The organism is Gemmatimonadota bacterium (assembly GCA_009838645.1).
Classification (GTDB): domain Bacteria; phylum JAAXHH01; class JAAXHH01; order JAAXHH01; family JAAXHH01; genus JAAXHH01.
Genome location: VXRC01000001.1, coordinates 149,158 through 173,739, shown reverse-complemented (window position 1 = coordinate 173,739; position 24,582 = coordinate 149,158). Strand labels below are relative to the sequence as shown.

At 60.9% G+C, this 24,582-nt stretch carries 21 protein-coding genes; 11 read left to right on the top strand and 10 right to left on the bottom strand.

Annotated elements, in window-relative coordinates; genetic code table 11:
- The 3 genes from F4Y38_00795 to F4Y38_00785 form a co-directional block, all read left to right on the top strand.
- The coding region (locus F4Y38_00795) for a class I SAM-dependent methyltransferase (GenBank protein ID MXY47813.1) at positions 1-951 on the top strand (951 nt) is incomplete at its 5' end.
- Positions 952-1,116: 165 nt separating this feature from the next.
- Positions 1,117-1,899: a class I SAM-dependent methyltransferase gene (locus F4Y38_00790; protein MXY47812.1), complete on the top strand. Its 783-nt coding sequence runs from the start codon at positions 1,117-1,119 to the stop codon at positions 1,897-1,899.
- A gap of 14 nt (positions 1,900-1,913) precedes the next feature.
- Positions 1,914-2,792 carry a class I SAM-dependent methyltransferase gene (locus tag F4Y38_00785; protein ID MXY47811.1) on the top strand — a complete coding sequence of 293 codons (879 nt, stop codon included), beginning with the start codon at positions 1,914-1,916 and terminating at the stop codon, positions 2,790-2,792.
- Here F4Y38_00785 and F4Y38_00780 read toward each other — a convergent pair.
- The 3 genes from F4Y38_00780 to F4Y38_00770 form a co-directional block, all read right to left on the bottom strand.
- Positions 2,779-3,399 carry a rhodanese-like domain-containing protein gene (locus tag F4Y38_00780; protein MXY47810.1) on the bottom strand — a complete coding sequence of 207 codons (621 nt, stop codon included), beginning with the start codon at positions 3,397-3,399 and terminating at the stop codon, positions 2,779-2,781. The genes F4Y38_00785 and F4Y38_00780 overlap by 14 nt on opposite strands.
- A 93-nt stretch (positions 3,400-3,492) precedes the next feature.
- Positions 3,493-4,092 (bottom strand): adenylate kinase, encoded by a 600-nt coding sequence (locus F4Y38_00775; protein MXY47809.1) that lies wholly within the window; start codon positions 4,090-4,092, stop codon positions 3,493-3,495.
- Positions 4,093-4,155: 63 nt separating this feature from the next.
- On the bottom strand, positions 4,156-4,854 hold the full coding sequence (locus F4Y38_00770; GenBank protein ID MXY47808.1) for a class I SAM-dependent methyltransferase: 699 nt from the start codon (positions 4,852-4,854) through the stop codon (positions 4,156-4,158).
- Positions 4,855-5,252: 398 nt separating this feature from the next.
- Between F4Y38_00770 and F4Y38_00765 the strand changes: the two genes are divergently transcribed.
- The 6 genes from F4Y38_00765 to F4Y38_00740 all read left to right on the top strand — a co-directional run bounded on the left by F4Y38_00765 (position 5,253) and on the right by F4Y38_00740 (position 11,797).
- Positions 5,253-5,573 carry a GYD domain-containing protein gene (locus F4Y38_00765; GenBank protein ID MXY47807.1) on the top strand — a complete coding sequence of 107 codons (321 nt, stop codon included), beginning with the start codon at positions 5,253-5,255 and terminating at the stop codon, positions 5,571-5,573.
- Positions 5,574-5,908: 335 nt separating this feature from the next.
- Positions 5,909-6,400, top strand: a complete 492-nt coding sequence (locus F4Y38_00760) for a 4Fe-4S dicluster domain-containing protein (protein ID MXY47806.1) — start codon at positions 5,909-5,911, stop codon at positions 6,398-6,400.
- On the top strand, positions 6,397-8,244 hold the full coding sequence (locus F4Y38_00755; GenBank protein ID MXY47805.1) for an aldehyde ferredoxin oxidoreductase family protein: 1,848 nt from the start codon (positions 6,397-6,399) through the stop codon (positions 8,242-8,244). The genes F4Y38_00760 and F4Y38_00755 overlap by 4 nt, the downstream gene beginning before the upstream one ends.
- A gap of 111 nt (positions 8,245-8,355) precedes the next feature.
- Positions 8,356-10,185: an aldehyde ferredoxin oxidoreductase family protein gene (locus F4Y38_00750; protein ID MXY47804.1), complete on the top strand. Its 1,830-nt coding sequence runs from the start codon at positions 8,356-8,358 to the stop codon at positions 10,183-10,185.
- A 54-nt stretch (positions 10,186-10,239) separates the two neighbouring features.
- The gene (locus F4Y38_00745) at positions 10,240-11,610 is read left to right on the top strand and encodes an NAD(P)/FAD-dependent oxidoreductase (protein MXY47803.1); all 1,371 of its coding nucleotides are present in this window, start codon (positions 10,240-10,242) and stop codon (positions 11,608-11,610) included.
- Positions 11,558-11,797, top strand: a complete 240-nt coding sequence (locus F4Y38_00740) for a hypothetical protein (GenBank protein ID MXY47802.1) — start codon at positions 11,558-11,560, stop codon at positions 11,795-11,797. The genes F4Y38_00745 and F4Y38_00740 overlap by 53 nt, the downstream gene beginning before the upstream one ends.
- Here F4Y38_00740 and F4Y38_00735 read toward each other — a convergent pair.
- Positions 11,739-12,638, bottom strand: coding sequence for an outer membrane beta-barrel protein (locus F4Y38_00735; GenBank protein ID MXY47801.1), 900 nt, complete (start codon positions 12,636-12,638; stop codon positions 11,739-11,741). The two genes, F4Y38_00740 and F4Y38_00735, sit on opposite strands and share 59 nt — an antisense overlap.
- Before the next feature lie 22 nt (positions 12,639-12,660).
- On the bottom strand, positions 12,661-15,285 hold the full coding sequence (locus F4Y38_00730) for a carbohydrate binding family 9 domain-containing protein (protein MXY47800.1): 2,625 nt from the start codon (positions 15,283-15,285) through the stop codon (positions 12,661-12,663).
- Between the two features lie 260 nt (positions 15,286-15,545).
- On the opposite strand from F4Y38_00730, the gene F4Y38_00725 reads away from it, so the two are divergent.
- Positions 15,546-16,505, top strand: a complete 960-nt coding sequence (locus F4Y38_00725) for a threonine/serine dehydratase (protein ID MXY47799.1) — start codon at positions 15,546-15,548, stop codon at positions 16,503-16,505.
- A 38-nt stretch (positions 16,506-16,543) separates the two neighbouring features.
- Here F4Y38_00725 and F4Y38_00720 read toward each other — a convergent pair whose 3' ends face one another.
- From F4Y38_00720 to F4Y38_00700, 5 genes are all read right to left on the bottom strand, one after another.
- Positions 16,544-17,875 carry a DUF4097 family beta strand repeat protein gene (locus F4Y38_00720; protein ID MXY47798.1) on the bottom strand — a complete coding sequence of 444 codons (1,332 nt, stop codon included), beginning with the start codon at positions 17,873-17,875 and terminating at the stop codon, positions 16,544-16,546.
- Positions 17,876-17,923: 48 nt separating this feature from the next.
- The gene (locus F4Y38_00715) at positions 17,924-18,607 is read right to left on the bottom strand and encodes a DUF4097 domain-containing protein (GenBank protein MXY47797.1); all 684 of its coding nucleotides are present in this window, start codon (positions 18,605-18,607) and stop codon (positions 17,924-17,926) included.
- Between the two features lie 228 nt (positions 18,608-18,835).
- Positions 18,836-20,266, bottom strand: a complete 1,431-nt coding sequence (locus F4Y38_00710; GenBank protein MXY47796.1) for a DUF4097 domain-containing protein — start codon at positions 20,264-20,266, stop codon at positions 18,836-18,838.
- A 123-nt stretch (positions 20,267-20,389) separates the two neighbouring features.
- The gene (locus F4Y38_00705; protein MXY47795.1) at positions 20,390-21,184 is read right to left on the bottom strand and encodes a phytanoyl-CoA dioxygenase family protein; all 795 of its coding nucleotides are present in this window, start codon (positions 21,182-21,184) and stop codon (positions 20,390-20,392) included.
- Between the two features lie 91 nt (positions 21,185-21,275).
- On the bottom strand, positions 21,276-22,247 hold the full coding sequence (locus tag F4Y38_00700) for an NAD-dependent epimerase/dehydratase family protein (GenBank protein MXY47794.1): 972 nt from the start codon (positions 22,245-22,247) through the stop codon (positions 21,276-21,278).
- A gap of 337 nt (positions 22,248-22,584) precedes the next feature.
- Between F4Y38_00700 and F4Y38_00695 the strand changes: the two genes are divergently transcribed.
- Positions 22,585-24,582 (top strand): hypothetical protein, encoded by a 1,998-nt coding sequence (locus tag F4Y38_00695; protein ID MXY47793.1) that lies wholly within the window; start codon positions 22,585-22,587, stop codon positions 24,580-24,582.

The window sequence follows — 24,582 nt, the reverse complement described above, 5'->3', positions numbered from 1 at the left end:
GTTTTATGTTCTCGTGCGGGATATTCATGCGAGTTACAAGATGCGTTCCCGGGTCCGGATGCGTTTTCGGGTCGACCCCGTTCACTGTTGAATCGATACCTGGTGTTCCTGGTCACTAAATTCCGGTATCGCGTTGAAGTTGCCTGGGAGTACTACATTTTGTCGGAGTATGACCGGACGGACGCCGGATTCTACGATCGCTTTTCGACAGGGATCGACGGCGACGTGGCGTTCTACGTGGAAGAGGCACGGAAAGCCGGCGGTCCCGTGCTGGAGATCGGCTGCGGCACCGGCCGGATCATGATCCCTATCGCCGAGTCCGGCGTAGCCGTCGTCGGTCTCGACCAGGCACCGGCGATGCTGGATATCGCGCGGGCTAAAGTCGCCCGTCTGCCTGATAAAACGAGGCAACGCGTACGACTCGTCGATCATGACATGCGGGCCTTCGACCTGGATCGGCGCTTTAACCTGGTCGTTATACCCTATCGCACCTTCAATTACATGTTGACCGAAGAAGATCAGCGAACCGCGCTGAAGCGCATCAACGATCATCTGACCGACTATGGCCGGCTTGTATTCGACGTGATGGCCCCCAGTCCGGATGTGATCGCCGCCAGCCTGGATACACCGGGCGGTTCGCTGGATCATATCTGGACGTTCACGCATCCGGATTCCGGTAACCGGGTCATGGCGTGGGATACGAGGCAATTCGATCCGGTTGAACAGAGCGTGACAGTCTACCAGTATTTCCACGAACTGGACCATGGAGGCAAAGAGGTTTCCAATACGGTCATTCCGATTTTCTACCGCTACCTGTATCGGTATGAGATGCAGCACCTCCTCGAACTCTGCGGTTTCGAAGTCGAAGCGCTATATGGGGACTTCCGTCGCAGTCCGTTACATCGCGGAACGGAACAGGTGTGGATGGCCAGGAAAACTGGAAATGCCTGACGGTCTTCAGTGTCAGGGCAGACAACAGCCCGCGGGATCGTATTGTCCTGCATCCCTACATATGTATAATAGTCGAGGATCAGGCTACGTGTCTTGAAAGTATTTGGAAGCGGACCGCGGATTGCTGTCCGGTATCAGGCTGTTTTTGGATGAGGAGTGCATGATATGTCGGAATACGACAGGACGGACGCCGGGATATACGACAGCTTTTCGACGGGACTCGAAGGCGACGAGGCATTCTACGTGGAGGAAGCCGCCAGGGCGGAAGGCCCCGTGCTGGAGATCGGTTGCGGTACGGGCCGGATCACGATCCCGATCGCCGAGTCGGGCGTGTCCATCGTGGGGCTGGACCGGGCTCCCGCGATGCTGGAGGTGGCGCGCCGCAAGATGGACGCGCTGCCGGACGAAACGAAACAACGCATGCAGATCGTCGAAGGCGATATGAGGACGTTCAGCCTGGAGCGGCGTTTTCCGCTGGCCATCATTCCGTACCGCGCGTTCCTTCACATGATGAGCGGCGAGGACCAGCGCCGGGCCTTGACGCGGATCCGCGCGCATCTGACGGACCGGGGACGGCTGGTTTTCAACGTGTTCGACCCCAGCATCGAGTTGATCGCGGCCTACATGAAACCGCCCAGGGGCACCCTCAATCACTTGGGTTCGTTCACCCATCCCGAGACGGGACGCCGCGTCCTTGTTTCGGATACACGCCGGTACGATCCCTTGGAGCAGACGCTGGAGGAACACCGGTTCTTCGAAGAAGTGGACGACGAGGGCCGGGTGATTTCGAAGACCACCACCCCATTGTATCTACGCTATGTCCATCGGTTCGAGATGCAGTATCTTCTCGAACTTTGCGGCTACGAAATCGAAGCGCTCTACGGGGACTTCCAGCGTGGTCCATTCGAGCATGGCAATGAACAGGTCTGGGTGGCCCGAAGGACCTGAAAGGACTTAAGATCATGTGCCGGCATCCCATGCACGAGGCGAATCGCCGGGGCTGGGACGCCGCTGCCGCCCAGTGGCAGGCGGGTTTTGACGCCAAAGTGGACTGGCGCGGGATTCCGGGCGATATCCGCATCGCCCTGGACGACGTCGAGCTGAAATACCTCGGCGACATGTCCGGCCGGTCCATCTGCGTACTGGGCAGCGGGGACAACCTGGTAGCCTTCGCCCTGGCCGTCGCCGGAGCCCGGGTCACCTCCGTGGATATCTCGCAGGCCCAACTGGACATCGCCGCCGGAAGAGCGGAAGAACTCGGTCTATCGATCGCCTTTCACCGGGCGGACGTGACCGAGCTGGGAGGCCTTGGCGATCCGGACGAACCAGGCGACCCGGACGAGCCGGGAGACCCGGACGGACCGGACGGACCGGGCGACCCTCCTGGTGGTGGGTTCGACATTGTCTACACGGGCGGTCATGTTGCCGTGTGGGTGTCCGATCTGAAGCGCTACTACGGAGAAGCCATTCGGATACTTAAACCAGGCGGACTGTTCATGGTCAACGAGTACCATCCCTTCCGCCGGATCTGGAAACATTCGGCCGGTCCGCTGAAGCAGGAATACCACTACTTCGACAACGGTCCCCTTACCTACGACCGGTCCGAGGATCTTTCAGGTGATCCGGGACCGCTCCCGAGTTACGAATTCCACTGGACGGTATCGGACATGGTTCGCGCCATGCTGGATGGCGGATGCGAACTCACGGCCATGGAGGAATACGGGGACGGGCGTCAGGACTGGGAGGGCAAGGCGCCGCTGGAGAATCTGCCGGCGAACCTGCTCCTGGTGGGGCGGAAGAAACCGCTAGGCAGGGAATTTACACGGCTCACCAGGACCTGAGCACCTTCTTCAGCAGCTTGCCCCACACCCGGTCATAGGGATGGACAACGTGTACGCGTTCGTCACCTTGATAGACGGGTCGTCCCTCATTGGCCCAGGCGAAGATTGATCCTTCCAGGTTGTAGACCTTTTCGTATCCCCTCTTATGCAGGAAGTCGGCCATCTCCGACGACCGGTAGCCCACGGAACAGTAGAGCACGACGGGCCGATCCGGAGGAACGCCTTCAAGCACCTCAATTGCCTCCTTCTCAGAAGCGGCAAGTACGGCTTCTTTCAAGTGGCTGACCTCGTATTCCTCCTTCTCCCGCACGTCCAGAAGCAGCGGACGCCCCATCTGCGCCTGCCCTGGCTCCTCCAGCCAGGTCTGCAGGCTGTCGGTGGAAAGCTGCGAGACCCCTGGGAACTTCGCACGGATCATCTTCAGTGTGGTCGACCAGAACACGGTATTATCCTCGGTTTCTACCTGCACGGCGACGGCTGGTACGGAAAGGGCGGCAGTGGGAATGAACGCCGTGTAGACTACGCAGACTGCGAAGACCAGGCAGGCCGTCACGCGCACGATGCATGAGACAGCCGGTTTCGACCACCATAGCTTGCCCCGGCGCACTTTACAGCTCCTCTTTCCAGACGATCAACCGCACATTTCAGGCTAAATCAAGATTTGATTTTGAATCAGCCTAAAATCAACGATTCGATTAAGCTACGGGCGAATACCTTTCACGGTACGCAAGAACGCTTCGATTTCCGCGTTGGATCCGAGTCTGACAAAAGCGATGTGCCGCCATTCGAGATCCTCCATGCAGGCCCGCATGCGCCGGCGCTTCCTGCCCTGCTGGGTAACGATCCACCAGACCAGCGAGTCCTCCCGGTTCCACACCTTCAGCTGGGGCCAGAATCGCTCGTAATTGGTGCCCCAGAGCAATTCTTTCGAACGCGAGCGTTTCCACGACCGGACCAGCACGCGCCAGAGCAGCCGGTGCACGGGCAGGTCCAGCCAGACGACCGTTTCCACCCTGGACCAGAAAGTCCGCATCGAAAAGCCCATGTACGAACCCGAGACCACCCAGCCGTCTCCCGATGTCGCGTCCGAGATTTGCCGTTCCAGCTCTTCGGGATCTTTTTCGGCGAGGCTGACCCATCCCGGTTCCCAGTTGAGGGCGTCCAGCTCCACGTGAGGGACGTCAAGTGCAGAGGCAATCCGTCGGCCCAGGGTGCTTTTTCCCGAACAACTGTTGCCGGTGACGTGGACCCTGCTCCCCAGGGGGACGCCGCGAAAAGTTGCACGAGAACCTTTGGTCATTACCGCCCCTGAGTGAGGGATCAGCCTGTTTCCGGCCGTCGGGTGGGACGAAACTGCCTGGCATCACACCGGCTTCTGTAACGCCGCTGAGAGCCAGACCGGGAGGGCGGCCAAGGGATTCTCCTTCCAATCCAGAAGCCGCCTGTCGCTGCACGGCAGAAATGAAGAACCCTCCCAGTAGTTCTCATCGCCGGCCGGGTGTTCCAGGACGCGGCGAAGGACAAATCCCGTATCCGTCAGAGGATTCAAGATCTCGCCGAGCGTCCAGTTGTATTCAAAGGTCTCATCTTTTTCGTCTCGATAAGGCCCGGTTTGCCAGTAGGTTTTTTCCACCTCGATCGAACAGTTCCCGCCTTTCCAGAGCCTCTGAAAGGGATGCACATCATAGAAGACGTAGTGTCCGCCGGGCTTCAGTATGCGAAAAATCTCCCCATAGACCGTACGCAGATCCGCGATCCAGACGAAGAATCCGTTGGTCGAGCAGACCAGGTCGTACGTCCGGTCCGCCAGCGGCTTGAGATCGGCTGCGTCGGCCCGAACGAATGCAATGGAAAGACCCAGTTGCTCCGCGCGACCGGATGCAGTATCCAATTGTCGATCGGAGATGTCTACCGAGGTGACGCTAGCTTCCATGCCCGCCAGGGCGAAGGCCGCGTAGTTGTCCCCACTGCCGATGACGCAGACATCCTTTCCTTCCATGTCGCCGACTAGGGAACCTATCAACTCGTATGCGCCGCCTGCGAACCCCAGTTCGGGCTCCACGGGACAGCGGCGCCACAGACCGTCCCGGTCCCGGAGCTTCGCCCACCGCCCGGCCGCTGCGTCCCAATGACGGCGATTGGATTCGTGCGGATGACTGGTCGTCGGATCGGACGGCGGAGGCACAGGCGAGACTCGGTCAGGTTGGCGGAACAACAGGAAGCGTATCGATTAATATAGATCAACGCGAATCACCGGCGCAAGTGCACAGATCTTACTGCCCGCCAGCACATCCCCGGCATGCAGACCGGGTCCTGTTCCACGCCTTCAAAATCCGCTTGACAGTCACCGCGCGATCGTACCTTGTTAACAGGTATAAACGTCTTTAGCAACCATCCGGAGTCCGTGCAGCGGGAAGGTGTGGCACGGGCCATACAACTACTTCCGTGGGAGGAAGTGACATGGCGAAGTACATGTACCGTACCAAGTACACGCAAGCGGGCCTGCAGGGACTGATCAGGGAGGGTGGCACCGGCCGGCGCGCGGCCCTTTCGCAGACGATCGAAGGGATGGGCGGCAGCCTGGAAGGTTTCTATTACGCCATGGGAGACGACGATCTCATACTGATCGCCGAAATCCCCGATGAAGCTACCGCGACCGCGATTGCCCTCAACGTGGCCGCGGCGGGCGCGCTCGAGGTATCCACGACGGTACTGATCTCACCCGAGACGATCGACGAAGCGGTCGGCAAGAGCGTGACCTACCGGCCACCCGGAGCGTAAGCAAGCCGCACAGGCCGATGCACAGGCAAGCCGGCCAGACCGATCCATAGGCAAGCCGGCTGGGCCCGGTCAGTCGTGACCAGGCCAGGACAGCCGTGGCCGACCGGCCAGAACCGCAGATTTAACTGTTGCCATTCTGTTTTTAGTTGTTATACTGTTTAATAACCCCAGCAGTATTAAGGTAATCACCTTACTTAACACATCGTTGTCCTTCGCGATGACGGGCCTTAAATCCGAACGTTAGCGGCCTGTCATATACGCTATTTTTACCGTTGTTCAAGTCTACAGAAAGAAACGCCTCCAAATCCAGCTCATCGATACAGAAGGGAGTCGGCATGGCTAAATCTCTACGCATAATCCCGGAAAAATGCACCGGGTGCATGCAGTGCGAACTGGCATGTTCCTGGGTGCAGACCGGCATGTTTCAACCATCCCGGTCGCTGATCCGCGTGAACATTTTCGATGAGCAGGCCAGTTACGCGCCGTACACGTGTTTCCAGTGCGACGAAGCCTGGTGCATGACGGCCTGCCCCGTGAACGCCATCAGCATCGACGCGGATACCGGCGCCAAGGTCGTGGGCGATGCCAACTGCGTAGGTTGCGGGTTGTGCACCATCGCCTGTCCCTTCGGTACGGTGTTCTACAATCCCGACACACAGAAGGCCTTCAAGTGCGATCTGTGCGACGGCAATCCGGCCTGCGCGGTCGCGTGCCCGACGGGCGCCATCGAGTATACCGAGAGCGAGTCGGCCGACTGGCTGGGCGGCTGGGCCGAGAAGGTCAACGAGTCCTACCTGACATCCATCGAGGGAGGGAACGCGGCATGAGCAACGGCGGATGGACAGGCACGATCCTGCGCGTAGATCTGACCACCGGTCGGATCTCCAAAGAGCCCCTCAACATGGACTGGGCCAAGTCCTTCGTGGGCGGGCGCGGTCTCGCGGCCAGGTACCTCTATGAAGAGATGGATCCGGCGGCGGACGCGCTGGGCCCGGACAACAAGATGATTTTCGCGACCGGTCCCATGACCGGTACGAACGCCTCGACGAGTTCACGTTACATGGTGGTCACCAAGGGGGCGCTGACGAACGCCATCACCACGTCCAACTCGGGCGGCCACTGGGGACCGGAACTGAAGTTCGCCGGCTACGACATGCTGATCGTGGAAGGCCGGGCGCCGGTTCCGTCCTACATCTCCATCTGCGACGGCGACGTCCGGATCTGCTCCGCAGAGCACCTGTGGGGCAAGACGGTATGGGAGACCGATGATATCGTCCGGGAGGAGTCGGGGCAGCACGATACGGTCGTTACCTGTATTGGTCCGGCGGGCGAGAACCTCGTACGTTTCGCCGCCATAGTCAATGACCGGCACCGGGCCGCCGGACGATCCGGCGTCGGCGCGGTCATGGGTTCGAAGAACCTCAAAGCCATTGCCGTACGCGGTACCGGGGGCGTGCCCATCGCCGACCCGCAGAAGTTCATGTCGGCCATGTGGGAGATGAAGAGCAAGCTGGTCGAGCATCCGGTAACGGGTGAGGGTCTGGCCGCATACGGCACCGCGGTGCTGGTCAACATCATCAACGAGAGCGGCGCACTGCCGACGAACAACCACCAGGTCTCGCAGCTCGAAGGCGCGGACAACATCAGCGGGGAGACCCTGGCCGATACGCGGCTGGTGGCGAACAAGGCGTGTTTCGGCTGTACGATCGCCTGCGGCAGGGTGTCCCAGCTACCGGGCGAGGCGCAGGACAAGTTCACCGTGACCACCCGGCCCCACAACTGGAAGATCGCGGTGGAGGGACCGGAGTACGAGAACGCCTGGGCCATGGGCGCCGACTGCGGCATCAATGACCTGGACGCCCTCATCAAGGCGAACGCCATGTGCAACGAACTGGGCATGGACCCGATTTCCTTCGGGGCGACGCTCGCCGCGGCCATGGAGCTGTACGAAACCGGCGCCGTGAGCGATGAGCAGACCGGCATGCCGCTGAACTTCGGGAGCGGTGATGCGCTCGTCGCCATGACGGAAAAGGCGGCCTACCGCGAAGGCTTCGGCGATGAACTGGCCGAGGGCTCCAAGCGCATGACCGCCAAGTTCAACCGACCCGAGTTCTTCATGGGCGTGCGCGGCCAGGAGTTCCCGGCCTACGACGCCCGGGCGATCCAGGGCATGGGCCTGGGTTACGCGACCTCGAACCGGGGCGCCTGCCACCTGAAGAGCTACACGGTCGCCCCCGAGATCCTGGGGATCCCGGAAAAGATGGACCCGGCCGTGACGGAAGGCAAGGCGGAGATCACCAAGATCTTCCAGGACGCCACCTGCACCGTGGACGCGTCGGGCCTCTGCCTGTTCCTCACCTTCGGCGTGGGCCTGGATGAGATACAGCCCCAGCTCGAGGCGGTGACCGGCATCTCCTACACGGTGCCCGAACTGCTGGAGGTCGGGGAGCGCGTCTGGAACATCGAGCGCATGTGGAACCAGCGGGCGGGCTTCACGGGCAAGGACGATACGCTGCCGAAACGGCTGCTCGAAGAACCGATCCCCGATGGACCGACCAAGGGCGAAGTGAACCGCCTCGGCGAGATGCTGCCGGAATACTACGAAATCCGCGGTTGGAACGCGGAAGGCGAACCCACTCAGGAGAAACTGGCGTCGCTGGGACTGGCGTAGCGCCCGATCCGGCTCCCGTGCCAGGGGGATTCACTGGGCGCGTCCCGGGCCAAATGTGACCGGGGCGCGACCCCGTATCACCCGGCCTGAGCCGAGGAATGGAGTTTCTTCATGACACACGGGTGGGCCGGCCATATCCTGCGGGTGGACCTGTCGCGGGGCAAGGCGACCAAAGAGCCCCTGAGACTGGACTGGGCCGAGGAGTACATCGGCGGCCGCGGACTGGCCGCCCGGTACCTCTACGAGGAGATGGACCCCTCGTTCGACGCCCTCGGTCCCGACAACAAGCTGATCATGGCCACCGGGCCGCTCACGGGCACCAACGCCTCCTGCGGTGCCCGCTACATGGTGGTCACCAAGGGACCGCTCACCGGCGCCATCACGACGTCCAATTCGGGCGGACACTGGGGCCCGGAACTCAAGTTTGCCGGCTACGACATGGTGATCGTGGAAGGCCGGGCGGACCGTCCCTGCTACCTCCTCGTCGACGATGACCGCGTCGAGATCCGCGACGCCGCCGGCGTGTGGGGCAAAGTGGTCTCGGAGACCGAGGACGCCATCCGCGACGAGACCGGCATGCCCAAACTGCGGGTGGCCGGCATCGGACCGGCGGGCGAGAATCTGGTGCGGTTCGCGTGCATCGTCAACGACAAGCACCGGGCGGCCGGTCGTTCCGGCGTCGGCGCCGTCATGGGTTCCAAGAACCTGAAGGCCATCGCCGTACAGGGCAACCAGGGCGTGCGGATCGCGCGGCCCCGGGATTACATGTCCGCCATCTGGTCCTACCACGAACACCTGGCGGAGAGTCCCGGCCGGCAGGGCCTCACGGAACTGGGCACGGCCCCCACGGTCGACCTGGTCAACACCTTCGGCGGCCTGCCGACGCGCAATTTCACGGCCGGCCAGTTCGAAGGCACCGAGGCGATCAACGGGGAGAGCATCAAGGATAACTGGCTGGTCGCCAACAAGGCCTGCTTCGCCTGCAATATCGCCTGCGGCCGCGTGACCCAGGTGTCCCCCAACGCCGACAAGTACATGGTCAACATGCATCCCCGCAACTGGAAGGTCGCCGGGGAGGGACCGGAGTACGAGAACCTCTGGTCGCTGGGGGCCGACTGCGGCGTGGACGACATGGACGCCATCGTGATGGCCAACTACCTGTGCAACGACCTGGGCATGGATCCCATCTCCATGGGCGCCACGCTGGCCACGGCCATGGAGATGTACGAGCGGGGCCTGCTGAGTGATGAGCAGACGGGCATGGCGCTACGGTTCGGCGACGGCAAGGCCCTGATCGCCATGACGGAAGCCACGGGATTCCGGGAAGGCTTCGGCGACGAGCTGGCCGAGGGCTCCAAGCGGATGACCGACAAGTTCGAGCATCCGGAGTACTTCATGGGCGTCAAGGGGCAGGAGTTCCCGGCCTATGATCCCCGGGGATTCCAGGGCATGGGCGTGGCCTATGCCACCTGCAACCGCGGCGCCTGTCACCTGAGGGCCTGGACGCCCGGCATCGAGACCAGCGGCGAGTACGATCCCCACGGTACCGACGGAAAGTCGGTCTGGGTGGCCGAGGAGCAGAACCGGACCACCGCCCACGACGCCACGGGCATCTGCATGTTCACCACGGCGGGCGCGCCTCTGGACGACCTGATCCCCGTGCTGTCCGCGGCCACCGGCGTGGACTACACCATGGACGACTTCGTGCACATCGGCGAGCGGATATGGAACATCGAACGGCTGTGGAACCTGAAGGCCGGTCTCACCGCGGCCGATGACACGCTGCCGAAAAGACTGATGGAAGAAGCCCACAAGGAAGGGCCGTCGGCGGGAGTGACCGTCGATCTCGACGCCATGCTGCCGGACTACTACGCGGCCCGGGGCTGGACGGCGGACGGACGGCCCACCAGGGAAAAACTGATGGAGCTGGGACTTGCGTAACCACTGATGACCTGTACTTTCGTTTTTCGGTACTTTCTTTAGAAGGAGCGGATTATGGCGACAGAACACGTGATTGTAGGCGGCGGACCGGGCGGGATGAATGCCATCGAAACGATCCGCGGTTACGATGCGGACGCGTCCATCACCCTGATCTCCGATGAACCGGCCTATTCCCGCATGGCCCTGCCCTACTACATTTCAGGAAATATACCGGTCGAGCAGGTGAATACAGGAGACGACGACTATTTCGGCAGGCTGGGGGTGAAGACCCGCTTCGGAGTCAGCGTCTCCGAGGTGAATCCCCACGCGAGCATGCTCACGCTCAGCGACGGATCCATGGTACCCTTCGACAACCTGCTGATCGCCACGGGATCGTCCGCCCAGCAGCTGAACATACCCGGCGCGGACGGCGACGGCGTCCACAATCTCTGGACCGTGGCCGACGCGGAAAAGACCGTGGACGCCCTGGGAAGCGATGCCGAGGTGGCCTTCATCGGGGCCGGGTTCATCGGATTCATCATCCTCAACGCGATGCACAAGCGCGGCGCACGCCTGAAGGTGATCGAACTGGAAGACCAGGTGCTGCCTCGCATGCTGGACGCCCAGGGCGCTTCCCTGGTGGGCTCCTGGCTCGAGTCCCAGGGCGTCGAAGTCCACACCGGCGTGAGCGTGCAGGCCATCGATCACGGCCACGACGGCGTGAAGACCCTGCAGCTTTCCGATGGGTCGTCCACCCGCGCGGACGTGGTCATCGTCGCCACAGGGATCAAGGCCAATATCGGCTTTCTCGACGGATCGGGTATCGAGACCAACGAGGGCGTCCTGGTCAACAACCGGTGCCAGACCAACGTGGCCAACGTGTATGCGGCGGGTGACGTGGCCGAGGGACCGGACCTGTCCTCCGGCGGTCAGGCGGTACACGCCATTCAGCCCACCGCCGTCGACCACGGCCGGATCGCGGGCGCGAATATGGCCGGCCAGGACGTGGAGTATCCTGGCAGCCTGCTGATCAACATCCTGGACGTGTGCGGCCTGCAGTGCGCCAGTTTCGGCGACTGGTCCGGCGACGGCGACGTCACCGAGGTCATCAACGCCAACCGTCCGGTCTACCGGAAGCTGATCTGGGACGGCTCCACGATCACCGGGGCGATCATCCTGGGTCCCGCGGACGACGTGGCCATGTTGAACGACATGGGGATGATCAAGGGGTTGATCCAGGCGAAGACGGATCTGGGCGCATGGAAGCAGCACATCCAGGCGAACCCGACGGACATCCGGCGGCCCTACGTGGCCACGAAGACCGCGGAGAAAATGCTGGCCCTTACCTCGCTTGGCAAGCCGTCCGAGCACCGGTCATACCAGCATGCGCAGGATGGCGGAAAGGACCGCAGCGCGCACCAGGTCTTCGTCGATTCTACGGGGTAGGGTTGGGTTGACGGCCCAGCGGTTGGAGGCTCGGCGGTTGGAAGCCCGGCGGTTGGAGGCCCAGCGGTTGGAGGCTCGGCGGTTGGAGGCCCGGTGGGCATCGCCCGGTCCGGGAAACGACATTCCAGTCAATTACCAAACAGGAAGCGCACGTTCAGTGTCACGGACCAGTGGTTCGTGGCGCTGAACGTGTTTTTGTTTGTAAGCGAAGGATCCGTATCGAAGTGGGGATGGTACTCGTACGTCCCGATGTGTTCCACGTCGTCCACCCTCGAATAGGCCGCTTTCAGGCCGACTGCGGCACGATCGTTCAGGCTGTAGTCGGCGCCCGCGTACACATGCCCCGCGAATACCGTGTCCGACAATTTGGTATCCTGCTTGCTGTTGTAGAAGGACAGGGGCGGGTCGTAGATCGTACCCTCTCCGGAGGGGTCGCTGTATTCGATCGAAAAGAAGATCCGGGTCAGTTCCACGAACGCAATGCCGGTTCCCACCCCCACGTAGGGCGTGATCCTGCTCGGTCCGAAGGGAAGGTCGTAATACGCGTTCAGAGACACCGTTCTCGTCACGAAGTCTTCAAAGAAATTTGTGCTGGTAGCCTGAACTAGCCCCCGACCAAGGAAGGAACTGGCGCCCGCCGTGCTGCCGTCGAGGTAAGTGATCTCAAGGGGCGGACCCTGGTCGACCTTGTTTCTCCGTTGCGCGTACGCGACCTCGATTCGGGTGCGGTCGAATATCCGTCCGACGGCCGCATCGTATCCGATACCCCGGTCGGCGGATGGGTCGTAACGCCACCGGTAGCCGGGAATGTCCCGCAGAATCATATCGAAACAGGCGCTGGTGGGATAACAGGTGGATTCCGTGTTCGAGCCCGACTGGTCCAGGCCGTAGGCCAGGTTGCCGCCCAACCCACCGGAAACGTACCAGCCCGAGGTTCTCCGATCCTGGGCTGCCGCCTCGCCGTGCGCAGCGAGAAGCAGACAAATCGTAAGTGCGTACACCACGGCTATCGGTCTAAGCAGGTTCATATTCAGTATGATTGGAAACAGCCTACAGGTTGAACAGGTAGGAGACCTTGGCCACGATCTGCTGGTCCCGCAGCCTTAGCGGCGTCCGTTCGTAAACCCCGAAGCTTCCGTCGGTATCTAGGTCGTCGTCACGGAACTGGTTGAAGGCCAGGAAGAACGAGTGGCCGAAGGGCGATCGGTAGGCGAGAAGGAGGTTCATCGTAACCGTATTCGTGTGGAAGTCGTCGATCTCCCTTTGCCTGTCCGCGTTGAACTGGATGAAAGAGGAGAATGAAAGGTTCGGCGTGAAGGCGTAACTCATCCGGACGCTGGGTATGAGCTGGGTACGATGATCGTATTCGTCGGCCTCCAGTCCCTCACGGTTGCCCCGGTCGACGCGGCTGCGCGTGATACCCGGTTCCAGCGCGAAACGGGGGTTCGGCTTAATGGAAAGTTCGCTCGAAAGACTGAGCAGATCGGCGCCGTAGAATCGACCGTACCGGACACTGCCTCGACCGGAGAACTTCCGGCCGCTGTCGGTGAAGAGGAACACGTTTGCCTGGTTGTAGGAATAGGATCCCTCGGGGAAATGCACGCCGGCGATGCGCGTCGTTTTGCTCAGCGTATCGAATCTCATATCGTATGAAGCGGAGATCCACAGACCCCGTTCCAGTTCCAGGAACACGTTAGGCGAGAAGGACCAGGAATCGGCATCGTTGAAGCCCGTATCCTTCCGGGTCACGTAATTACTCCGAAAACCCCCGTTGATACGCCGTATGCCAAACCGGCGCAGAAAGGTGTTGGCCGTAAGTCCACCCCCGATCCGTTGCAGGCCCTCGTCCCGGACCAGCCCGGTCTGGCTGATGAAATCCTCACCGATATCCAGGTAGGAAACGCCGTACATCAACCAACGATTCTGCCAGCGTTGGATTGCCCGGAAGGTCCAGTCCTGGTTGCTGGTGCTCAGCGTATCCGTCCAGCTCTTGGCGAAGGTGATCTGCCCCCGGTGATTGGTCGCCCGTGCGGCCAGGTTCAGATCGAACCCCAACACCCTGTTGTAGTCCGAATCCGCGTACCGGGGCAGGGCCATTCCGAACCGGTCGTCGAACCGGGGATTCGGTTCCTTGAAGGTGGCCAGCATGCCCATGCTCGACCGTGTTCCAAAGTCCTGCCGTACACGCAAAGCCTGCCAGTTGGTCAGCGGTTCCGTCTTCTGTTCGCCGTCGTCGTCGTACTGGGTCTCCCGGGTCTGGACGTTCAGGAACCCTACGGTCGTGTGACCGAACTTGCCGGTAAGGCGCATCCCGAGGTCGATGGGTACGGTTTGCCCGTCCGGCAACTGCCGGCCGACGCGCCGGCTGAAGAAGAGCTGGGGCGTCAGATCGCCGCCGCCGCGCGGAGGTCCGCGTCGCTGCGGCCGTTCGTTCAGGGTGAAGATATCGCTGCGCTCCAGGAAGAAGGGCCGCTTCTCGGTAAACTGGAATTCGAAGCGGGAAAGGTTTACGACCTCATCGTCCGCTTCCACCTGGGCGAAATCGGGGTTGACCGTGGCGTTCAGCGTCATCCCGGAAGTAATGCTGACCTTCAGGTCGCCACCCAGTTTCCGTTGCATGCCGTTGTCGAGGTCCGTCGCCGCGATGGGCAGGACGGGCGTCGGGGCGGTTTCCGTAAACCGGGAGGACTGGGCGCCGAGCACGGTGAAGGGTGTCGCCTGCACCCGCCCGCCCGGCGTGATGTCGGACAGGGCTGTCAGCCGGCCGCCCTTGCCGAAGCGGTACAGCGCCTGGTCGCCGTCCCTCAGGCTCAGCGGAACCCAGAACGATTCCTCCCTGGTGCGCTGTATGCGGCGTCCGAAGTTAATGCCCCACGTCTGATCGCGGCGATGCGGAAACCGGAGGGTGTGGAACGGGATCACGTACTCGGCCGACCATCCGTAATCATATACCTGGCTGGCCGCGTTCCACAGCCCGTTCCAGTCTCGGTCGGTGTTGTTGCCCTCGGCGCTGACGAAGGAGTCGGACCGGGCGCCGTTGGGATTGGTCTGGAATTCGAAGGCTTCGCGGTAGTGGTCAAGCGACGCGATGACGACCGTGACCATGTCGTTGGAGAAACTCATCCGGGTGTCCCGTTGCATGTCCGGCGCCATGATCTGCTCCGGATTCGGATCGAAGCAGACGAATCCCACGTACAGGTTCCTGTCGTCGTACATCACCCGGACCTCGGTGGGATACGTGGCCGGTGCACCCTCAACCGGTTCGAGCTGGAAGAAATCGTTGGCGACGTCCGCCTGCTGCCATTCGAGTTCGTCGAGATGGCCGTCCACCTGGATGGAAGAACTTACCCGCTTAGCCTCCAGCATGAAGTCCGCGGGATCCAGGTTCCGGTAGTCGAAGGGCGACTTGGATACGGGCAGGGGAACGCTGAACGGTCGCGGGTCCGACGTCCGGTCGATCGCATCAGTCATCGCCATTACGGATTCCGTCATGTCCGTTTCGGTCGCGATCCGATCCTGCGGCGCTTGCGCCCCGGTGATGCCTGGGAGGAACAACAGAAAGGCCAAAATGAAACATGTGCCGCCGGTTTTGCGGACGGGTGGGAATAACGACATTAAGTCCTCCAGCATCGGACGAAGCATTAAGGAACAACGGACATTGACGTTCACTTCCATCTTATATTTTACAATCCAGCGCGTGTAATCCTTCAAGTGATGCCCGTAGCCTGTCGGACGGGCGGAACAAGACGGTCGGTATATGGCGGGCGAAATATAGAGGCCCTTCGCGGGTTTGTCCAGCAAGACAAATCTTTTTCTTTGACAACTATGGCCCGTTATCCTGCGTGGCCCGTTATCCTGCGCGGCCCGTTATCCTGCGCGGCCGCGTAGTTGAATTCGCTTGACGGCATGATGACCGGGCACAGATTGTGTGGACCATGCTGATTACCCTGGAAGAAATCGAACAGGCGAGGAAGGAACTACCACCGCAGGTCGTCTACACGCCCGTCCTGCAGTCGGGTGCGATTTCCGATCAGGCCGGCGCGGACGTCTGGCTGAAGGCGGAAAACCTGCAGGTGACGGGGTCTTACAAGACGCGCGCGGCCTATACCATCCTGAACCGCCTTTCCGCGGACCAGAAGAAGAAAGGGGCCGCGATCTCATCCTCCGGTAATTTCGCGACCGCTTTCGCCTACATGGGCACGCTGCTCGGGATTCCGACGGCGATCGTGATGATGGAAAAGACCTCGCCCTACAAGGTGCAGCGCACGAGGGAATACGGCGCCGAAGCGGTGCTGTGCGAAAACCACAACCAGGCGAGGTGGGACACGCTGGACCGGCTGGGCCGGGAACGGGGCATCACCGCGATCAACACCTGGGAAGACGCGAATGTCATACGGGGCCATGGCAGCATCGGCGCCGAGATCATGGAACAGGCGCCGGACCTGGACGCCGTGATCGTCCCCGTGAGCAGCGGAGGCCTGATCGGCGGCGTCGCCACGGCCGTGAAGACGCTGAACCCCGCGGTGAAGGTGATCGGGGTGCAACCCGAAGGGTCGCAGGCGGTTTACCGGTCTTTTATGAAGAAGGAGATCTGCGAGGTGCCGGAACCGGACACGGTGTGCGATTCACTCGTCGCGCCCCGGCCGGGCGATCTCACCTTCGAACACGTAATGGCCTACGTGGACGAGATGGTCCTCGTATCGGACGAACAGGCGATCGACGCGGTAAAGTACCTGGTGGGGACGACGAAACTCGTGGTCGAGCCCGGAGGCGCGGTCGGTGTCGCCGCGCTCCTGAACGGCATCGCGTCTCTGGAGGGCAAGAAGGTCGTGGCGCTGCTGAGCGGCGGGAACATCATGCCCGGGCAACTCGCGGGGTATCTGGGCGCGGCCTGATCCGAGAAATCAGGTCCGCACCCGGCAAGGGCTCAGGACTACCACTTGCGAATCCGAATATCGCCATCGCTAGTCTTTAGCCTGATGAGATGGCCGCCACCATTGATGTCGCCGGTGGCCCTTATCGTCCTGCCGTTACGGCCGCCATCGTCCTGCTCGTCCAGGTCGAAATCCGAGTCGATTCGATATTCCTCTTCGCGTCCGAACCAGGACCGCTCAAGGCGGATCTCCGCCTCGAGCGTGGCCGGCAGATCCTCGGGAATCTGAATGGACAGTTCCCCGCCGGACGACTGCAGCAGCCAGTCTTCTTCCAGCGCGCTTACGGACGCCCTCATACGCGCTTCGATGTCACCGCCCGAGGTCTTCGCCGTCACGCCGCCGCCCGTCGCATTGCCGATCGTGATATCACCGCCCGAGGTGCCCGCCTTCAGGCTTCCTTCAGCGCTGTCGATGGTGACATCGCCACCCGAGGTATGCACATCCACCTCGCCACCGGCGCGTTCGACCGTGATGTCGCCGCCCGAGGTCTTCGCTTTTACCTCTCCCGTGGTATGGCCTATCCTGATGTCGCCGCCCGAGGTCGTCGCCGCTGTGTTTCCCCCGGCCTGATCGATTTCGATATCGCCGCCGGAAGTCCTCACCGTCACTTCGCCTTCCGTACGGCCGATCTCGATGTCGCCGCCCGAGGTCTTGGCCGTCACTTCGCCGGCCGCGTCGCCGATGGTGACGTCACCGCCCGAGGTAGATGCATCCACCGCGCCCCGGGCGTTCAGGATCTCGATATCCCCGCCGGAGGTGGATACCTTCGTCTCCCTTGCGCCCCCCTTGACCTTTACATCGCCTCCTGACGTGTGAACCCGGATTACCCCGTCCGTCACGTTGCCCACGTTGATATCGCCGCCCGAGGTGCGGCCAAGCACGTCGCCCCGCAGGTCTCCGACATCGATATCTCCGCCCGAGGTCTTGAGGTCCAGACTGTACGTTTCCGGCACCCTGACCCGTATATCCACCGATATGCCTTCGTTCCCGTATTTCCGTTTGCGCTCTATCCGGATGTCTACGTCGTTCTCCTGCCGGGATATATCCACCGACACTTCATCGAAGGCCTCACGGGCGCTGTCTTCGCTGATACCCGTCCGCCGTTTTTCCACCTCGACTTCTACTTCGTCGTTGGACCAGCTTTCGACCCGAACAGAGCCGAAGTCGGTATCTACGGTCAACGTGCCGGCCCCATCCACTGCGTAATTCTGGTGTGTTCTTTCTACGTGACCCATACCTTCGCGCATAAACGTGACCTCCTGTGCGCCGCATGCGTATGCGGAGGCAACAAGCAGACCGACACCGACCAGGTTCAATAATAAACGCATCATTCCTCCCAAAATGTCAATACAGGCGGTGTTGTCATCGCCGACGAACCGTTACGTTGAACCGACCCTGACTTTTCCACCCAGCGTCTTGGCCGACGCTTTGCCCGAAACGGATTCCACGGTGATGTTTCCGCCCATGGTGTAGGCGGTCAGGTCACCTTCTGTGCGTCCGACGCGGATGCTTCCACCCATCGTCTGGGCGGACACGTCTCCATTGGCGTCCCCTATATCGATACTGCCGCCCAGGGTCTTCGCGGACACGCCCCCTTCGGTCGGGCCGATGCGGATGCTTCCACCCAGGGTCCTGGCGTTCACGTCCCCTTGCGTGGCGCCGATGCGGATGCTTCCGCCTGCCGTCTTGGCCACGATCTCGCCGTCCAGGTCCGCGATGATTATGCTTCCGCCTGCCGTCTCGATGTCCAGATCGTAGGTATAGGGCACCTGGACCGTCATCTCGATGGACAGGCCGTTGCGTCCCAACCATCGCGAATGGTCGACGCGGAGGTGCACGTCGTTGCCCTGCTGTTCCGTGGTTACCTCCACATCTTCGAAGGCGCGGCGGGCCTCGTCTGCGGTGCCTTCCTTCCGTTGCTTTTCGACAAGGATTTCCACTTTGTCGGTGGTCGCGGTCTCAATCCGAACGGATCCGAAGTCGGCGTCGATGATCAGCTCGCCGCCGGGGTCGACCGTGTACGTCGCCGTGGTGCTCTCCACGAATCCCCGTTCAGTTCGCATGATGTCGGTATCCTGTGCATCCTGCGCGACGGAATCAAGAACTGGAGTAACGCTTATAAACGCAATCATTGTGATCCATATCTTCTTCATACTCATCGAACTCCCACGGTTGTATAGCTAGAGAATCTGCACGATGTTGTTATTGAGACTCTCGAAGGGATTTAAAGGTTGTGCCTTTACTCGTTGCGTACCGTCCGGACGTGCTTACCTTCGAACAAACTGACACCACTACCAATCGTCTTTGCTGCGGATTCGTATTTTTCCATCATTGGTCACTAGTATAATATCGTTCCCTCCGCCATTTATTTCACCGACAGCTTTAATTGTATGGTTACCCGGGCTGGATTCCACTTTACTAACGTCCAGATCAAAATCCGAATCGATATGCCTCAGGACATGCCACGAATTTGGCAACCAAGGATCAATGATCTCCCCGATACTTATCTGCGCATCGATAACAGCCGGCATGTCGAATGGTAGGATTATTGAAATGTCACCGGCTAGTGATTGAAATTGGTATCTGGCATCAACGGATGAATCAGTATCGATCAAATCCCCTTCGATGTCACCACTGGCTGTACTGGCAACAATGCCGCCATGTGTAGAGCCTAGCCTGATGTCTCCGCTCAGGGATCTGGTTTCGGAAACGCCGAACACGTTTGAGACCTTGATGTTTCCGGAGGTCGTATTGGCTTTTACATTACTATTTACAGCACCGATGCTGATATGGCCGGATAGGGAACTGGATTGTACACTCCCCCCAATATCCCCGGTGTCAATATCGCCGTCCGTTGTGCTGACTGTAACGTCGTTTTTCACCGGACCCGTTTTAACGCTGCCGCTTAATGACGAGGCTTTCAGATTCCCGTCAACGAAACTGGACTCGATGCTGCCGGAGTTCGTACTGACTGTCACGTCACCATGCACGGGGCCGATTACGATGTTACCACTTAAAGACTTGCCTTGTACATTACCTTCTACGCTACCTGTTTTGATGTTGCCAGAATTCGAACGGACCTTCACTTCGCCGTTGACTGGGCCGATTTCGTTATAGCCACTCAGAGTAATGGTATGCACCTTGCCTACTACGGGACCGGTTCTGATATTCCCGCTGTTCGTTTTTATGCTCAAGTTTCCTTCGGCGGGACCGGTCGAAATGTTCCCTGAAAGGGTCTTTGCGGTCACGTCACCTACGGTATTTGTAGTCCGGATATCACCGCTGATCGTACTGAGATCCAGGTTATATTCCACGGGTACCGTTACTTCGATATCTACAGATAGCCGATCCGGCCAGTCCTGCCAGAACCATCGTCTGTACGTGACGTTCCTGATCTGATCGACTTCGATACGTACCCCTTTATCCACCTGTTTGATATCGATTTCAACATTACTAAAGGCTTTACGCGCCTGGTCAGCATCGGTTGACCTTAGTCGTTTTCTCACCAGGACATCGACTTCGTCATTGTTTGAACTTCTGATGTAAATTGCCCCTAATTCGGCATCGACCGTCAGTGTACCTCCAGGATTTACCTCGAATCTTTCCTGATCGCCCTCGATATAGTCCCGCCCTTCGCGCTCAAATCCGAACTCCTGGGTGCTGCACGCGCTTGAAGTCCAAAGAAACGCGCATAAAACCGCTACAACTCCATTCCGGTTCATATCATCCTCCAGTCTCGAGTTATAGAATCGAAACTACGTACTGCGATTCTTAAACATTAGACTAATGCGACGGGTATAATGTTTCGGGGACCCAGGGAATGTCTTACTGAGGTATTGAGAATCCTACTCCGCCCAGTGAGACACGAGGGGCTTCAGCTCACCGGGCAGTCCGTCGAAGACGTCCCTGGGGAGGGTGGGGACCAGGTTTTCCGTTATGCCGGTCTCGTCCACCAGGATCCGGCGGTCTTCCGAACCGGGCCGCAGCACGTTCAGGTTCAGCCACCAGGGCGCATAGCGGACGACGACCGCCACGCGGGGATCCCGGGAGGTGTTGGCGGCCGTCGAATGCCAGAGCCGGCTGTCCATGACGAGGACACTTCCCGCCTCGCCGGTCACGTTCAGCTCGTTCGGATGGGGTTCGTCCGGAGAAACTCCGTTGTTGCCGGTGGGATTGTTGTCCTTGCGGTGACTGCCCGGGACGATGAGCGTGCCCCCGTTTTCGCCGGTGAAGGAGGAGAGCATCCAGATGGTGGTGAGGTGCATGACCGCGTCCGGGTACGGAGCGGGCACATGTCCCGCGTTCCGCTGGTTGAAGGGCCAGTCCGCGTGCCAGCCTCCGCGTTCGTTCCCGGGTTCGTTGATGGTGGCCGTGGTGAAGGAGATGCGGAAATGGCGTCCGAGCAGCACGCCGGCCAGGTCGAGGAGCCGCGGGTCCGCGAGCCAGGGCGCCAGCGACTGGTCGTACTTCAGGAAACCGCTCACGTGGCCGATGTTCGCGGGTGCATCGGGATTCCGGTGGCGGTTGGTGGAAGCGATGACTTGGTGGCGTACCTCGTCCAGCCTGTCCCCCGGGATGATGCCGTCCAGGACGCACCAGCCGTCCGTCCGCATGGCCTGTATCTGACGTTCCAGCGTCATTCGGTCACCGCCTGCAACTGATTGTACAGGTCCGATACATAGTGGAGATTCGGTTCGTTGGGGCTGCGAAGCCGCAGTACCAAGGTGGTCCCTACAGGTCGTCCGTGCTCAGCGTGCCGGCCTCGTGATGGCGGCGGAATACGTCCCAGGTCTCCCTGATCCCCTCGTCCAGCGGCGTGTAGGGGATCTCGCCCACGTCCTCCTGGATGGCGCGGTCATCGAGGTCGGGCGCGATGGGCAAGTTCAGGTCCAGGTGGGAGATGAGTCCCTCCGAACCCGGGACGACGCGCTCGATGGACGCGATGACTTCGTCGATGGTCACGACGTCGCCGCGGATGCTGTAGGCTCCGGCGCCATCGGTGGCGACCTCGGCGCACCGGATGAAGGTTCGTGCCGTGTCGTTCACGTACTGCATGTTGTTCCGCCCGCCGTACCCGATCACGTAAGGGCGGCTTAACAGGGCGGCCTTGACCGCCTTCGTGGGGTCGGAGGTCAGGCCGAAGTCCCGCCCCGGGCCGTAGACAGTCCATGGCCGCAGGCCGATGCTGGAAATGCCGTGGTCGAGGTAATACACCCGGGCGTTCGCCTCGTTGCACTGCTTGAAGACGCCGTAGTGGGTGACGGGCCGCAATACCGCGTCGTTGCCGACCGGACCCGCATCGTAGTCGTCCTCCATGCCGTAGACGGCCGCGGAACTCGCGTAGACGATGCGCTTCACGATATCGGCATGGGTTTTCGCCGCCTCGAAGACGTTGAGCGTGCCGATCACGTTGACCGTGGCGCCCTTGATGGGGTCGGCCCGGCAGACGGGCACCTGCAGCCCGGCCAGGTGTATGATGCGGGACGCGCCCGTTTCTCCGACCACCCGGGTGAAGTGGGGACCGTCGGCGATGTCGCCCTCGATGAACCGAACCCGGGCGATCTCTTCCGTGTCCATGATCAACGCCATGCGGGCGGTGTGTTCCACCAGGTCGTAGATGGCGACATCGTGTCCGTCGTCGACCAGGTTCTTCACGATCCACGAACCGATGCAACCATATCCGCCGGTGAGCAGATACTGCATGAAAACGGTCCTTTTTGCCAGGAATCAGGGGACGAAAAACAACGGCCGAAAACCCCGTCCATTGTATGGCGCGCACGGGCCGGTGTCAAGGGAAACAGCCGCGTATCCAGCGGGCCTGTCCGCGGCTCCTGGGCGGCTCGTCGTCGGCCCGTCGGCGGCCTGTCCGCAGCCCTCCGCCAGCCGTTTTAGTCCTTGATCGGACCCCGACGGGAAGATACATTGTGCCCATCCCGGAACGACCGGCGAGCGACCGGTGTACGAACGGTGAGAGACCGGCGCTCGGCCGGCGGGCGACCGGTAAATCCAGTGAATTCCATCCCCTCAAGCGATCCGTCCCATGAGCGTACGCCAGCGGTCTTCCGCGCCGTCCGGGAAGCCGGATTCCCATCCTCTCGGAGCAGGCGCTCCCGCCCGGCATGGGGGCCTGGCGTCGGGCATGACGCTCCGGGCGGTGGGTCTCGGCCTGGGACTCTCCGCACTCATGGCGTGGTGGGTCGTGCATTCCGCCTTCGAAGCCCACTCCTCCTACCTTTCCATCACCCACATGCCCATGGCGGCGCTCTTCCCCTTCATGCTGGTCGTCTTCGTCATAAACGGCCTGTTGAAGCGTTTCGCGCCCACGCGGATTTTCACCGCGCCGGAACTGATTATCATATTCTTCATCGTGTTCACGGCCTCGGCCGTTCCGGGGTGGGCCTTTACCACCTACTGGGTCGCCGTGCCCTCCATCCCCCACTACTACGCCAATTCCGAGAACAGATACGTCGAGTTGTTCTTCGAGTACCTGCCGACCTGGCTGGTCGTCACCGACGAACGACAGGCCATACGCTGGTTCTACGAGGGCCTGCCGTCCACGGGGGTCATTCCCTGGCGGGACTGGATCATCCCCATGAGCTGGTGGGGCACCTTCTTCCTGGCCCTCTTCTTCGCCAGCGCCTCGCTCATGGTGATCCTGCGCAAGCAATGGATCGAAAGGGAGCGGTTGACCTTTCCGCTGGCCCGCGTCCCCCTGCTGCTCATCGAGGATGACGAAAGCGGCTCCGTGCTGCCCCGGATCGCCCGGTCCAGGGTGTTCTGGTACGGTTTCAGCATCCCCCTCTTCATCATTCTATGGAACATCATTTCGTATTGGGACGTCGTGCCGCCCATCAGGCTGGGGGGAGACTACCGCATACCGATCACCCTGGCCGAATCCTTCCCGCCGATTCAGTTCAAGATCAATTTCGCTTTCATCGGCATCGGGTTCTTCACGAACCTGAATATCCTGTTCAGCATCTGGGTGTTCTTCCTGCTTGCCACGATCCAGATCGGCATCATGAGCCGGTTCGGCATTCCGAAGACGACCGAGATCGTCACGGCCCAGCACCTGGGCGGTTTCTTCATGTTTACCCTCTTCGGACTCTGGATGGCGCGCCGCCACCTGTATGATGTGGTGAGAAAGGCTATCGGCCGGGGCCGCGACATCGATGATTCGGGAGAGTTCTTCTCGTACCGGACCGCCATGGGCGGCGTGGTGATCGGCATCGCCTACATGTTCTTCTTCCTGGTCAGCATGGGGATGACTGTCGCCGCCGCGGCCACGCTGCTGGCCACCTGCATGCTGCTCTATATCGGGGTCACCCGCGTGGTGGCGGAAGCAGGGCTCATCAACCTCGACCTGCCCTATAACGCCCATGAATTCACCGTGTTCTCCTTCGGGTCGGCGAACCTGCACCGGGCCGACCTCACGATACTGACGCTGTCCCAGACCTTCTCGAGGAACTGGCGGACACTGGGCATGTGCGCCATGGCCCACGTCAACAAGATGGGCGACGAGATCGGCGGCGCCCGGCGCGGCATCTTTCCCGTTATCATCTCGGCACTCGTCATGGCCGCGGTCATTTCGGTCGTCTACACCATCTTCCTGGGATACAACACCACCGGGGCGGATGGATTCGCCGATGCTTTCGGCAACGCCAAAGCGGGATACAACACACTGACGACGTGGATCAATAACCAGACGCAGTTGACCGGCGGGGAGTACCTGGGTCTCGGGCTCGGCGCACTCATCGCCTGGCTGCTGATCCTGGCCCACCACAATTTCCACTGGTGGCCGCTGCACCCCATCGGATGGGCGGTGGCCAAGACCTGGGGCATCGGGATGATCGCCACGTCGATCTTCCTCGTCTGGCTCGTCAAGGCCATAATCATGAAACTGGGCGGCACGAGACTCTACCGCCAGTCGCAGCCCTTCTTCATCGGCATGCTGGTGGGGTACGTACTGGGCGTGGCGCTTTCCTACGGAGTGGATGTGATCTGGTTTCCGAACTCGGGGCATATCGTGGAGACGTGGTAG

Coding starts and splice junctions, on each gene's coding strand:
- F4Y38_00790 (MXY47812.1), top strand. CDS start 1,117: ATGTCGGAATACGACAGGACGGACGCCGGGATATACGACAGCTTTTCG.
- F4Y38_00785 (MXY47811.1), top strand. CDS start 1,914: ATGTGCCGGCATCCCATGCACGAGGCGAATCGCCGGGGCTGGGACGCC.
- F4Y38_00775 (MXY47809.1), bottom strand. CDS start 4,092: ATGACCAAAGGTTCTCGTGCAACTTTTCGCGGCGTCCCCCTGGGGAGC.
- F4Y38_00765 (MXY47807.1), top strand. CDS start 5,253: ATGGCGAAGTACATGTACCGTACCAAGTACACGCAAGCGGGCCTGCAG.
- F4Y38_00760 (MXY47806.1), top strand. CDS start 5,909: ATGGCTAAATCTCTACGCATAATCCCGGAAAAATGCACCGGGTGCATG.
- F4Y38_00755 (MXY47805.1), top strand. CDS start 6,397: ATGAGCAACGGCGGATGGACAGGCACGATCCTGCGCGTAGATCTGACC.
- F4Y38_00750 (MXY47804.1), top strand. CDS start 8,356: ATGACACACGGGTGGGCCGGCCATATCCTGCGGGTGGACCTGTCGCGG.
- F4Y38_00745 (MXY47803.1), top strand. CDS start 10,240: ATGGCGACAGAACACGTGATTGTAGGCGGCGGACCGGGCGGGATGAAT.
- F4Y38_00740 (MXY47802.1), top strand. CDS start 11,558: ATGGCGGAAAGGACCGCAGCGCGCACCAGGTCTTCGTCGATTCTACGG.
- F4Y38_00735 (MXY47801.1), bottom strand. CDS start 12,638: ATGAACCTGCTTAGACCGATAGCCGTGGTGTACGCACTTACGATTTGT.
- F4Y38_00730 (MXY47800.1), bottom strand. CDS start 15,285: ATGGAAGTGAACGTCAATGTCCGTTGTTCCTTAATGCTTCGTCCGATG.
- F4Y38_00725 (MXY47799.1), top strand. CDS start 15,546: ATGCTGATTACCCTGGAAGAAATCGAACAGGCGAGGAAGGAACTACCA.
- F4Y38_00720 (MXY47798.1), bottom strand. CDS start 17,875: ATGATGCGTTTATTATTGAACCTGGTCGGTGTCGGTCTGCTTGTTGCC.
- F4Y38_00715 (MXY47797.1), bottom strand. CDS start 18,607: ATGCGAACTGAACGGGGATTCGTGGAGAGCACCACGGCGACGTACACG.
- F4Y38_00710 (MXY47796.1), bottom strand. CDS start 20,266: ATGAACCGGAATGGAGTTGTAGCGGTTTTATGCGCGTTTCTTTGGACT.
- F4Y38_00705 (MXY47795.1), bottom strand. CDS start 21,184: ATGACGCTGGAACGTCAGATACAGGCCATGCGGACGGACGGCTGGTGC.
- F4Y38_00700 (MXY47794.1), bottom strand. CDS start 22,247: ATGCAGTATCTGCTCACCGGCGGATATGGTTGCATCGGTTCGTGGATC.
- F4Y38_00695 (MXY47793.1), top strand. CDS start 22,585: ATGAGCGTACGCCAGCGGTCTTCCGCGCCGTCCGGGAAGCCGGATTCC.